The organism is Shewanella sp. KX20019 (assembly GCF_016757755.1).
Lineage (GTDB): Bacteria > Pseudomonadota > Gammaproteobacteria > Enterobacterales > Shewanellaceae > Shewanella.
Genome location: NZ_CP068437.1, coordinates 797,785 through 810,275, shown reverse-complemented (window position 1 = coordinate 810,275; position 12,491 = coordinate 797,785). Strand labels below are relative to the sequence as shown.

Sequence of the window (12,491 nt, the reverse complement as noted above, 5' to 3'; positions counted from 1 at the left end):
ATTACCACTATGTCTAAAATTACGAGTTCCACACTGAGAACCTTCAAAACTGAAGGCAAAAAATTCACTGCATTAACGGCTTATGATGCCAGCTTTGCCAACGCATTCGATAGCGAAGGTGTTGACGTTTTATTAGTCGGTGATTCAATGGGAATGGTACTTCAAGGACATAACGACACACTACCAGTAACGGTTGACGATATTGCCTACCATACTCGATGTGTTCGTCGTGGCGTTGAACGTGCTCTGCTTATTGCCGATATGCCTTTTATGAGTTACGCAACACCTGAGCAGACTATGACCAATGCCACCACGCTGATGCAAGCGGGTGCCAGTATGGTTAAAGTTGAAGGTGGCCACTGGCTACTCGAAAGTGTCAAGATGCTAACCGAACGCGGTATTCCTGTTTGCGCCCACTTGGGCTTAACACCACAGTCGGTACATGTATTTGGTGGCTTTAAGATTCAAGGCCGTGATGCCGATAATGCCCAGCGCATTCTCGATGAAGCAAAGGCCCTGGAAGCCGCTGGAGCACAACTGCTTGTCGTTGAGTGTATCCCCGCTCCTTTAGCCAAAACCATTACAGATGCATTAACGATCCCGGTTATCGGTATCGGCGCTGGTGCAGACACTGACGGACAAATCTTGGTTATGCATGACGTTTTAGGCATTTCAAGTGGCTATATTCCACGTTTTTCGAAAAACTACCTCAAGCAAACGGGCGAGATCCGCAGCGCTGTTCGTGCCTATATTGACGAAGTGGCTCAAGGTATTTTTCCGGCTGAAGAACATACTTTTAGTTAAGTATTTTTGTTATCAGCCTTTCAGTATTAATTTTTGTCAGTGTTAGAGCAGTCGTATAATGATCACCACAAAATCAATTAGCGCTATTCGCGAGCAAGTCCGTGCATGGCGCATTAAAGGCGAAACTGTTGCCTTCGTGCCCACGATGGGCAACTTACATCTTGGGCACCTAACCTTAATTAAAGAAGCCAGATTGCGTGCAGATCATGTGATCGCTTCTATCTTCGTCAATCCAATGCAGTTTGGTCAGAATGAAGATCTAGATGCCTATCCAAGAACCTTAGCGGACGATCAAACCGCTTTAATCGAAGCTGGTGCTGAGCTATTATTCACGCCAACCCCCGCCATCATCTACCCTAAGGGTTTGGACGCACAAACGCTTGTAGAAGTACCGCTGATCTCTGATCAATTGTGTGGTGAAAGCCGCCCAGGACATTTCCGCGGTGTTGCCACAATTGTGTGTAAGCTGTTTAATATCGTACAACCCGATATAGCGGTTTTTGGCCAAAAAGACTTCCAGCAACTGCTGGTGATAAAAACCATGGTTGAAGATCTGTCGATGCCGATTGAGATTGTCGGTGTTGAAACCATCCGTGAAACCTCAGGCCTTGCGATGAGCTCACGCAATGGATACTTAACTGCAGCGCAAAAGCAACAAGCGGCGGTGTTGAAACAAACCTTAGATAACATGGCTGCGGAGCTAAGCAGAGGCAAACAGCTTGGTGAGGTTATTGAAGCTGCTGAGACAGCAATTACTGCAGCTGGGTTTAAAAATGATTATCTTGATATTCGTCATGCTAAGACCTTCAGCAAGGCACAAAGTAGTGATCGAGAATTAGTCATTTTGGTGGCCGCTTATATGGGTGATACACGCTTAATTGATAACCTCATCGTAAAATTGCCCTAGTTATATTTGGCTCAAAACCTCTGTTTTGAGCCAAATAAGCCTACAATTCAATATTTCATTACAGCAATTAGTAAGCCACCCATTCAAGTCATACAGTCCCACAGCTTGGCTCCGTCAACATTTGTATTCTAGCTCCAGCAAAATACGTTTATCCTTTTTACTACACATCTATTCATAGTAATCGAGCGTCAAAAAACTGGTGTTATGCTCTAAGTTCAGCCATAGTATGTTAGTCACAAATGAGTCGCCCTGTATCAATATGGAAAGCAAGGTACGGAATACACACGCTTATTGTAATTGTCGATAAATAATAGCGCTTGAGTTGAAAAGGATGTTTAGCCCAATGGCGAAAGTCATATTATCAATACTTTGCTTAGTCTTTAGCGGATACGTAGCAGCCAACAGTATTTTTAAATGTATTAAAGGTGACAAGATCGTCTTTAGCCAACACTCCTGCCCAAAAGAGTTTCGCCAGCATAAAATCGAGTATGAACTCGGCATTACCACCGAGACAGATTCAGATAAACCCATCACAACTCTCGATCCTCTGCAGGCATTATTACAAAAAAAGACTATTTCAAAAGAGCGCCTACTACAGTTGTTAGACAGTGAGATGTACCGCTTAAAACAAGAGAATAGCTATTTTGAAATATTAAGAGCCAGTGAACTGCAAAAACTGGAACGTAATCGCTATTGGCAGAAAAAGAAAACCACCGATCCTGAATATATGGAATCAATTCAAGAGATGAATTCGCACTTCGACAACCTCATTGCCAGTAACACGACCACGATTATTCTGTTAGATGATCGCAAACAACAAATTGCCCTAGAAACGACCGCAATAGAGTAACGATTTACGCTTAATACCTGAATGTCTTGCCAACAAACACCACAAAAATACACATCAGCGCCCCGCTTTGTAAGCCTCTGGGTTAATATATTATTAGCCCGACACTAAACCCCGGTAATATCATGCGCAAACTCAGTTATATCACTCTCTTCATCTTTGGATTGCTATTAGGCACAAGTCTAGCCTACATCACCTTACAGAGTATTATCGCTAGTCGCGGTGGTATGGGAATGCATGGCTTTATCTCTACAGCTAATAAGGTACTAGAAAAAAAAGAGATCACCGACATGCTAGTCTGTTCAAAGCTGGCGATGAGCGATGGCAATAAAATTGATAATATAGCCCTGAACTTGCGCCTAAATACGCTGCTAAAACCCTATGATAACGGTCAACAACGAGCTTTTTATGTGCTAGTTTACGTCAAAGGCTATGCGTTTGGCATCGCTGATAGCATAGAAGATAAAACTAAAGCGTATAGCGACTACGCCTGCCAAATACAATACCCTTGGCTTCTGAAACTGTAACTCTCATGATGTTCACATTAGAGCAAGTAAGCTGGCCTATCATACTGCTACAAAAAAATAGCAATGAACTGCTGCGACTCGAATCGCTGCCAGATTGGTTTGAGAAAACAGAGTTGCTTGGTGTGCTACAAGATAGCTTTATTATCGATTATTGCGGTGATAGTTATCTGATTATTGAGGATCACCCTCCAAGGCTCCAATGTGCCTCTGCACAACTTTCTTTAGGTGAACTGCGTCATTCTGTTCAACTATACGCCAGTCAAAACGGCCACTGCTGTACTAGTAAGTTGACGCTAAATACCATTGAACAGCTATTCGAGATAGTGGCATTTATCGAGCAAAATTAGCCATGCCTCCTCACAAAATATGCCATAAAAAAGCCAACAATTTGATTGTTGGCTTTTTTTATTGCAGGCGTTTTCAGTTAACTTCTTAAACCGATACCACGTGAGATAAGGTAATACGCTAAGCTCCACAAGCTGACACAGAACCCGACCATTACCGCAATTGAGAACGGTACGCTCATATCCGCATAGCCTAAGAACCCAAAGCGAAATACGTTGATCATGTATACCACAGGGTTTAGCGCCGACACGCCCTGCCAGAAGTCAGGCAGTAGCGATAGTGAGTAAAATACGCCACCTAAATAGGTCAGCGGCGTCAGTACAAACGTCGGAACAATACTGATATCGTCATAACTCTTGGCAAAAATAGCGTTGATTAATCCACCTAAGGCAAATAATACCGCAGTTAAGAACACAGTAACCGCCACTAATCCTGCGTGCTGGATGCTGATATCAACAAAGAACATCGCTACCAACGTCACTATCGCACCCACACATAAACCACGAGCAACACCGCCCCCGACATAACCGGCAATAATCACATAGTGCGGCACAGGGGCAACAATAAGTTCCTCTAAGTTACGCTGAAATTTGGCACTAAAAAACGAGGAGGCTACATTAGAATAGGAGCTGGTAATCACCGCCATCATGATTAAACCTGGTGCAATAAACTCCATATAAGATACACCGCCCATCTCACCAATACGTTTACCGACCAAATTACCAAATATAAGGAAATACAAGGTCATGCTGATAGCCGGCGGTACTAGAGTTTGGATCCAAATACGGGTAAAACGGTTTATCTCTTTGGTTAAGATACTTTTAAAAGCTGTGAAATACAGCGCTCTCATATTCATTTCTCGGCCCCTGATACCTTGCCTTTCTCGACTAATTCAACGAACAGTTCTTCTAAACGGTTGGCCTTATTACGCATCGACAACACTTGAATATTAAGTGCATTCAGCTGTACAAAAACGTCGTTTAGACTTTGCTCTTTTGCCACATCAACCTCTAAGGTATGTGGATCCGTTAAGCGACATGTTGTCTGTTCAAGAGTGGGTTTCTCATTCAGGTCACAACCCAAATCAAGAATAAAAGTTTCCATATTCAAGCGACTAAGCAAAGATTTCATACTGGTGCATTCCACCAGTACACCTTTGTCGATAATACCGATATTACGACAGAGCATTTCTGCTTCTTCTAAATAATGAGTAGTGAGAATAATCGTCACCCCCTGCTCATTTAGCTCGGTAAGAAAAGTCCACATAGAGCGGCGAAGTTCAATATCTACACCTGCTGTGGGTTCATCCAAAATCAACAATTGCGGTTCGTGCATTAGTGCCCGCGCAATCATTAGACGGCGCTTCATGCCACCAGAGAGTTCACGTGCAGGGCTGTTGCGTTTTTGCCATAGATCGAGCTGACTAAGGTGCTTTTCAGCACGCTCTAGTGCCACCTCTTTCTTGACGCCGTAGTAGCCCGCTTGGTTGACAACAATTTGTAATACCGTTTCAAACTGATTGAAATTAAACTCTTGCGGCACTAAACCTATGCTCAGCTTGGCGAGTTCGAGCTCCCTATCAATGTCATGCCCAAAAACAGATACGCTTCCTGAACTCTTCTGTACCAATGAGCTAATAACACCAATGGTGGTTGATTTACCCGCTCCATTTGGCCCTAGTAGCGCAAAAAAATCACCCTTATTTACTGTCAAGCTTATGCCCTTTACTGCTTCAACTCCGCCTTTATAGGTTTTTTTTAAGGAGTCGATAACTAAGGCGGCTTCTGTGTTTGCCATGGTTATTCCAATCACTCTGTATCAAGTAAACAAAAACTCCCGCAATCGCGGGAGTCATTAGTATAAATAGTGCTCCCAGCTGGTTTATCGGTTTAACGCCAATCAGCATCAAAACCCGATATAAGCCGAAGAGACAATATTAATCTTCTAGCGGGATGACTTTCGCGATGTAAGGCAGATTACGATACTGCTCCGCATAGTCGATACCATAACCAACGATAAACTCATCGGGAATGGTAAAGCCGATAAAGTCGACAGGGACATCAACCTCACGACGTTGTGGCTTATCAAGCAAGGTACATAGCGCTAAACTTTTTGGTTCGCGGATCATCAAGATCTCACGTACCTTATTTAGGGTATTACCAGAATCAATCAGATCTTCAACAATCAGTACATCACGCCCCTGAATATCGGACTGCACGTCTTTAAGGATTTTTACGTCGCGGCTACTGGTCATGGCATTGCCATAACTTGATACCGACATAAAATCGATCTCTACGTGGCCCTTAATACGTCGACAAAGATCTGCCATAAATACAACAGAACCCTTGAGTAGACCGACCATTAATAGGCGATCACTATCGGCATAGTGCGTATTAATCTGCTCAGCCAATATATCCAATTTTTGATCGATCTCTTCGGCAGAGATCATCACTTCAGTGGTGTGTTTCATAAAACTCTCAGTAGTCGATGTCGCTGGCATTATACCCCCAGCGATTCGTTAATGCATGGTCAACGCCCAAATGATCAAGAATTCGAGCGACCATAAAGTCTACCAGATCTTCAATCGATTTGGGATTATGATAAAAGCCTGGTGCTGCAGGCATAATGGTTACGCCCAATCGCGATAGCGACAACATGTGCTCTAAGTGTATGGCGCTAAATGGAGTTTCTCTAGGAACCAGGATTAATTGACCACGCTCTTTTATGACAACATCGGCTGCTCTTTGGAGCAAATTATTACTCATACCAGTAGCAACAGAGGCTAATGTTCCCGTACTACACGGGCAAATGACCATCTGTTTTGGCGCCGCGGAGCCTGATGCTGGCGGTGAAAACCACTCCTCTTTACCCAATACAATAAGTTCGCCAGCCACATCGCCAAACTGGGCTAATAACTGTGCTTGCGCTTTTGCGCTATTGGCACTCAATTGCAAGCCTTGCTCCGTGGCTAATACCACTCTCGCCGCCGAAGAGATCATCAAGAAGACTTGATAATCACTTTTAAGCAGAATCTCTAGTAATCTCAAACCATAAGGAGCGCCTGAAGCGCCGGTCCAAGCCAGACTAATAGACTTGTCTGCTTTATGATATGTCACACTCATGGCTAATAATTTACCTGTGTTAGTGTTTATCGTTATGGCTTAATTTAGCCAGCAGTTTTTGATGTAAACCGCCAAAACCACCGTTACTCATGACAATGATAGTATCTCCACTATCAGCCTGAGCAACGACTTGCGCGATTATCTGCTCAATATCAAACAAAACATCAACAGGCACAGAAGCTGCAGCCATAGCGGTGCTGATGTCCCAATCGATATTACCGGCTTGATATAAAAACACATTGCTAGCCAAGGCCAACGATTTGGCTAAGGTGTCCTTATGGACGCCGCTCTTCATGGTGTTTGACCGTGGTTCTAATATCACCGTCACCTTGCGATTACCGACTTTGGCGCGCATACCTGCTAGCGAGGTCGCTATCGCCGTTGGATGATGGGCAAAGTCGTCATAAATTTCGACACCTTTAACGGTACCAATCAGTTCCATACGACGCTTAGGTGGCGCAAATTTTATTAATGCTGCAATCGCAGCATCAGGCATAACACCAACATGCCTCGCCGCCGCAATCGCCATTACTGCGTTTTCGATATTGTGCTGGCCAATAAGTTGCCAATCGACAACTCCTTGCAGCTCCCCATTGAAGAACACTTCAAACTGGTGACCATCATCGCTAAGGTTATTGGCGTGCCAGCCCTGGGTGACCGCATCTAAATGATAAGTCTCTTGCTCACTCCAGCAGCCTAACGCAATAACCTGCTGCACACTTTGCGCATCCGCTGGCCAGATCACTTTCCCCTCGCCGGGCACCGTACGTATTACGTGATTAAATTGGCGCTGGATCGCTTTAAGATCATCAAAAATATCAGCATGATCAAACTCTAGGTTATTAATAACCAAGGTGCGCGGTTGATAGTGGACAAACTTAGAACGCTTATCAAAAAAGGCGCTGTCGTATTCATCAGCTTCAACGACAAAAAACGACGAACCACCAAGGCGAGCCGATACACCAAAGTTTTGCGGTACACCACCAATCAAGAACCCTGGCTCATAGCCGCAGTCTTCTAATATCCAAGCCAACATACTCGAGGTGGAGGTTTTACCATGGGTGCCAGACACTGCGAGCACCCATCGCTCAGCTAAGATATGTTCTGCTAAAAACTGTGGTCCAGAGGTATATTTAAGGCCGCGATTAAGTACCGCTTCGACACAAGGATTACCTCGGCTCATGGCATTACCGATCACCACAAGATCCGGCGCATCATCGTCACTTTTTCCCAATTGGCTAGGGTCGAAGCCTTGGATGAGCTCGATCCCTTGCTCTTCTAGTTGAGTGCTCATTGGCGGGTAAACATTGGTATCGCTACCTGTTACCTTGTGCCCTTCCGCTCTCGCCAGCAGCGCAAGGCCGCCCATGAAGGTGCCACAGATCCCTAAAATATGTACGTGCATGGTGGTCACTCTGGAGTTTGAAAAATCTAGGTTATTCTAACCAATTGCTGCGCGCTTTGTCAGTTAACTCGCGTTTAAATATCAGCTTACTTAAGAAGTGGTGAGTGTTAGGTATGTTGCGCTTTAAATGAGTGATGTGCTGGTGTTAGCGAGTTTTGATAGGGTGAGCGAGTTATCAGCTCACCCCTTATTGGATATTTTAACCGTACTTACAAGGATAGTTAGCGGATCAACAACAATGGCACAGTGCTTTTTATTAGCACCTGCGTGGTATTGCTACCCACAAAATACTGACGTAGTTTGCTATGCCCATAAGCTCCCATCACTATCATCCCTAGCTGCTGTTGCTGTTGGTACTCTAGCAATGCGTCATCCACATGCCCTGTCAGTACTCGTTCAGTTACCATTACCCCAGCTTCATGAAGTCGCAGCGCCGCTTGTTGAAAAGCCTCACTCTTGTCGCCAGAGCTATTAATCATCACTAGGTGACACTCAAGTCCAACAAGCAAGGGCGTCTTAATCGCTTTTTCAATCAACTTGTCGCTGGCTGCACTGCCATCAAAGGCGATCATATACGACCTCGGCACCTCGAAGGTTTCACTAACAACAAGGGTATGCGCTTTAATCGTTCTAATCACACTTTCAAGCTGTGAGCCGATAGTGTTAGTGCTGCTATGGTCTTCACCCGACTTTCCAATCACTAATAATCTTAGTGATTGCTCTAGATCGGTTAGCGTCTCCAGCAAATTTCCATGACGTTGTAATTTATAGATATCATTAACGCCTCTCAGCTGCGCTAACTCCTCGGCATCTGCAAGTAACTGCTTACCGTGCTTAAGGGCAACTTTACTGCGCAGCTCATCGAGCTCCACTAGTTCATTGAGCAGATCTTCTTGACTACCAAGGCCTATCTGACCTGACAGCTCACTGATCACAGGTCGAGTAGTTCTGTCGAGCACATGCAATAGGGTTAACGGTGCACTCACTTTCTGTGCCACCCAAGCACTGGCTTCACAGGTCGCTAGCGTCAATTTTGAGCCATCAATACACGCAATAATATTCTTCATCTGTGTCATCCTCTTAATGTCCTGCCAGTAGTCTTTCAACTTCTTCGGGTTTATCGTGTACGCCGAACTTATCGACAATGGTACGAGTGGCTTGGTTCATACCGATAAGATGCACATGCGTCCCCTCGCGGCGGAACTTAATCACCACTTTATCTAAAGCTGACACCGCAGTCACATCCCAAAAATGAGCAGCTGACAAATCAATAGTGACCGACTCAAGTACCTCTTTAAAATCAAACGATTCTGTAAACTTATCCGAGGAGGCAAAGAACACTTGACCAATCACGCGATATTCACCACTGTCACTATCAGCCACATTACTCCGAACCACCATCATCCGGCTAATCTTGTTGGCAAAGAATAGGGAAGCAAGCAGGACGCCGACAAACACACCGATTGCCAGATTATGTGTGGCGACGACCATAGCAACTGTTGCTAGCATCACAATATTGGTCGACAGTGGATGTTTTTTCATATCGATAATTGAGCGCCATGAGAACGTACCGATTGCTACCATAATCATTACTGCAACCAATGCGGCCATGGGGATTTGTTTTAACCAAGGGCCAAGAAAGACCACCATTATCAATAGATACATACCCGCGGCTAAGCTCGATAAACGTCCACGTCCACCCGATTTGATATTAATCATCGATTGACCAATCATAGCGCAACCCGCCATACCACCTAACAAACCAGTAGATATGTTAGCAAGTCCTTGTCCCTTACATTCACGGTTTTTATCACTGCTGGTATCGGTAAGATCATCGACAATAGTTGCCGTCATCATCGACTCTAATAATCCGACGACTGCAAGCGCCATCGCATAAGGCAATACAATCATTAATGTTTCTAAGTTTAATGGCACATCAGGCCACAAAAATATCGGTAAAGTATCGGGCAAATCTCCCATGTCACCCACGGTGCGCACATCGATATTGAACATCATAGCAAACACAGTTAAGCCAACAATACAGATCAATGGCGAGGGAATTAATTTGCCAATAACCGGCAGATAAGGGAACAGATAGATAATAGCAAGACCCGCTAGTGTCATCGCATACACGTGCCAAGTAACATTAGTGAGTTCGGGTAACTGCGCCATAAAAATCAGAATAGCCAAAGCATTAACAAAACCGGTAACCACGGATCGCGATACAAATCGCATCAAATTACCCAGTTTTAAATATCCCGCTAAAATCTGCAACACCCCCGTCAATACCGTAGCCGCAAGCAAATACTGCAAACCATGCTCTTTCACTAGGGTGATCATCAACAGCGCCATCGCGCCTGTTGCCGCAGAGATCATGCCAGATCTACCGCCCGTAAAGGCGATAACGACCGAAATACTAAATGAGGCATACAAGCCGACTTTAGGATCGACACCAGCAATAATCGAGAATGCGATAGCCTCAGGAATTAGGGCTAACGCTACAACGAGACCCGCGAGCAAGTCGCCACGGATATTAGATAACCAATCTATTTTGAAATTTTTAAACATTAAACTCTCAGTTTACGCACGGCAGTTCGCACCAGAGATTAGACTGGAGTGATATGCGTGCTTTTTTGATAAAATTTTGGCGCGGAAAACTATCGAAGTCATTGACAACGAATTAACAAGCGCAAAGAAATAAGCGTGATGCTTAGTTAGCAATGAAAGCTATAGGGAGGGCGAAACGTTAGGGCGGCGTCATTAACACAGTGAGTAATTTCCTCTTAAATTATAATAAAGCGCGATTCTACACTAAAAACCTAGTCTATAAAATAAACAACACCGCTATTTCTCATTATTTTATTGCAGTACAAACACCAATAGCAGCAGAAAGCACTGCCGACTATCGTTCTATACCCATCTGAGCTGAAGGTGCAGAATTTAGCAGGATGGGGATATACCAAATTTTGACTAGCAAACTGCGCTTAAGTTAGCTCACACTTCTTAAAGACAACCGCCATGATCTAATGCGCTATATCACCTTGCTGAACACCGACTATTTAAGCAATCGATAACATACGGTATAAATCAGTAATCACTGGGCTATCTGCGCAGCAAATAGCCACTACTCTTAACCAAGAACACCTCCGCTCACTACAAGAAGGGACACACGATGTTTTTTGTGCATATGCTGTTACTGTTGGCTGTCATCTTTGTTGGGATCCGCCACGGCGGCGTTGCCTTCGGCCTTTTAGGTGGCTTAGGCGTTTCCATTCTTGCCTTTGTATTTGGCGTTGCACCAGGCTCTCCTCCTATCAACGTCATGTTGATCATTTTGGCTGTTGTTGCCGCCTCCGCCACACTGGAAGCCACTGGCGGTCTAAAACTGCTGGTTCGCTATGCGGAAAAGCTACTGCGTAAACATCCAAACCAGATCGTGTTTCTGGGTCCTCTATGTACATACTCACTAACTGTGCTGGTAGGAACGGGGCACTCGGTCTACCCACTGCTACCGGTGATTTATGATGTTGCTTATAAGAAAGGCATTCGACCTGAGCGCCCGTTAGCGATGGCCACCGTTGCTTCGCAAATGGGGATAACAGCCAGCCCAATTGCTGCTGCGGCTGCCGTTGTTATTGCTACATCAATGGAAAACAAGCTCGATATCGGCCTAGTAGATGTGTTGCTAGTCACCATCCCTTCAACATTAATCGGTGTTTTAGTCGCCTCAGCTTGGAGCTTAAAGCGAGGTAAAGATCTTGATAAAGACAAAGAGTTTCAAACTCGACTGCTAGATGCAGAGTTTAAAAATAGTCTCATTGATGCCGATATTGAGACTAATGATGTTGCTAAAAGTGACAGCATCGCCAAGAAAGGCTTAAGCATATTCCTGCTCGGCATTCTAGCTGTCATTGGCTTAGCCATGTTTAGCAAAGAGCTACTGCCTGAAGGGGTAAAAATGTCAGTCGCCATTCAGTTTATGATGCTGTCGGTTGGCGCACTTATTCTATTAGCCACCAAGGTTGACCCGAAAAAAATCGTTAACAGTAATGTCTTTATCGCAGGCATGACTGCGGTGGTCATAATCTTTGGTATTGCTTGGTTAAGCGACACCATTATTGGCTACCACAAGAGCTATTTAATCGAATCGGTGAGTGATGTCGTCCATGCTCATCCTTGGTCATTTGCAATTGCGATGTTTGTGGCGTCTATCTTCTTAAAGAGCCAAGCAGCGACCTTAACCATTATGCTGCCATTAGGTTTCTCACTCGGGATCCCTGCACCTGTACTTATCGGTGTATTGCCGGCTTGTTATGCTTACTTCTTCTTCCCATTCTACCCGAGCGATTTAGCGGCAATTAGCTTTGATAGAACTGGCACCACTCATATTGGTAAGTACGTCTTGAATCATAGCTTCATTGTGCCAGGATTTATTGGCGTAGTGACCGCAACATTTATCGGTTACTTCATATCAATGGCGATTAACTAGCGACATTTAGCGCTGATACATAATCAAACTAACACGCCAAATATT

The 12,491-nt window shown here is 44.6% G+C and carries 13 protein-coding genes; 6 read left to right on the top strand and 7 right to left on the bottom strand.

From position 1 onward, the window contains the following. Positions 1-9: 9 nt before the first annotated feature. The 5 genes from panB (at position 10) to JK628_RS03530 (ending at position 3,432) form a co-directional block, all read left to right on the top strand. On the top strand, positions 10-804 hold the full coding sequence (gene panB / locus JK628_RS03550; RefSeq protein ID WP_202287901.1) for a 3-methyl-2-oxobutanoate hydroxymethyltransferase: 795 nt from the start codon (positions 10-12) through the stop codon (positions 802-804). Between the two features lie 58 nt (positions 805-862). Next, positions 863-1,711 (top strand): pantoate--beta-alanine ligase, encoded by an 849-nt coding sequence (gene panC, locus JK628_RS03545; RefSeq protein ID WP_202287900.1) that lies wholly within the window; start codon positions 863-865, stop codon positions 1,709-1,711. Between the two features lie 343 nt (positions 1,712-2,054). Beyond that, on the top strand, positions 2,055-2,561 hold the full coding sequence (locus tag JK628_RS03540; RefSeq protein ID WP_202287899.1) for a DUF4124 domain-containing protein: 507 nt from the start codon (positions 2,055-2,057) through the stop codon (positions 2,559-2,561). A 122-nt stretch (positions 2,562-2,683) separates the two neighbouring features. Then, positions 2,684-3,085: a hypothetical protein gene (locus JK628_RS03535; RefSeq protein ID WP_202287898.1), complete on the top strand. Its 402-nt coding sequence runs from the start codon at positions 2,684-2,686 to the stop codon at positions 3,083-3,085. A gap of 5 nt (positions 3,086-3,090) precedes the next feature. Then, positions 3,091-3,432: a DUF4144 family protein gene (locus tag JK628_RS03530; protein ID WP_202287897.1), complete on the top strand. Its 342-nt coding sequence runs from the start codon at positions 3,091-3,093 to the stop codon at positions 3,430-3,432. A gap of 77 nt (positions 3,433-3,509) precedes the next feature. On the opposite strand, the gene JK628_RS03525 is transcribed toward JK628_RS03530, so the two are convergent. The 7 genes from JK628_RS03525 to JK628_RS03495 all read right to left on the bottom strand — a co-directional run bounded on the left by JK628_RS03525 (position 3,510) and on the right by JK628_RS03495 (position 10,525). Beyond that, positions 3,510-4,280 carry an ABC transporter permease gene (locus tag JK628_RS03525; protein ID WP_202289699.1) on the bottom strand — a complete coding sequence of 257 codons (771 nt, stop codon included), beginning with the start codon at positions 4,278-4,280 and terminating at the stop codon, positions 3,510-3,512. A 2-nt stretch (positions 4,281-4,282) separates the two neighbouring features. Then, positions 4,283-5,227: an ABC transporter ATP-binding protein gene (locus JK628_RS03520; RefSeq protein WP_202287896.1), complete on the bottom strand. Its 945-nt coding sequence runs from the start codon at positions 5,225-5,227 to the stop codon at positions 4,283-4,285. 139 nt (positions 5,228-5,366) lie between these two features. Beyond that, a complete protein-coding gene (hpt, locus tag JK628_RS03515; RefSeq protein WP_202287895.1) occupies positions 5,367-5,900 on the bottom strand; it encodes a hypoxanthine phosphoribosyltransferase in 534 nt (177 codons plus the stop codon). 7 nt (positions 5,901-5,907) lie between these two features. Then, positions 5,908-6,552 carry a flavin prenyltransferase UbiX gene (locus tag JK628_RS03510; RefSeq protein WP_202287894.1) on the bottom strand — a complete coding sequence of 215 codons (645 nt, stop codon included), beginning with the start codon at positions 6,550-6,552 and terminating at the stop codon, positions 5,908-5,910. A gap of 19 nt (positions 6,553-6,571) precedes the next feature. Continuing rightward, on the bottom strand, positions 6,572-7,957 hold the full coding sequence (gene mpl / locus JK628_RS03505) for a UDP-N-acetylmuramate:L-alanyl-gamma-D-glutamyl-meso-diaminopimelate ligase (protein ID WP_202287893.1): 1,386 nt from the start codon (positions 7,955-7,957) through the stop codon (positions 6,572-6,574). Between the two features lie 221 nt (positions 7,958-8,178). Beyond that, positions 8,179-9,024: a universal stress protein gene (locus JK628_RS03500; RefSeq protein WP_202287892.1), complete on the bottom strand. Its 846-nt coding sequence runs from the start codon at positions 9,022-9,024 to the stop codon at positions 8,179-8,181. 13 nt (positions 9,025-9,037) lie between these two features. Then, positions 9,038-10,525 carry a SulP family inorganic anion transporter gene (locus tag JK628_RS03495; RefSeq protein WP_202287891.1) on the bottom strand — a complete coding sequence of 496 codons (1,488 nt, stop codon included), beginning with the start codon at positions 10,523-10,525 and terminating at the stop codon, positions 9,038-9,040. A 604-nt stretch (positions 10,526-11,129) separates the two neighbouring features. Between JK628_RS03495 and JK628_RS03490 the strand changes: the two genes are divergently transcribed. Further along, positions 11,130-12,446 carry an anaerobic C4-dicarboxylate transporter gene (locus tag JK628_RS03490; protein WP_202287890.1) on the top strand — a complete coding sequence of 439 codons (1,317 nt, stop codon included), beginning with the start codon at positions 11,130-11,132 and terminating at the stop codon, positions 12,444-12,446. Positions 12,447-12,491 lie beyond the last annotated feature (45 nt).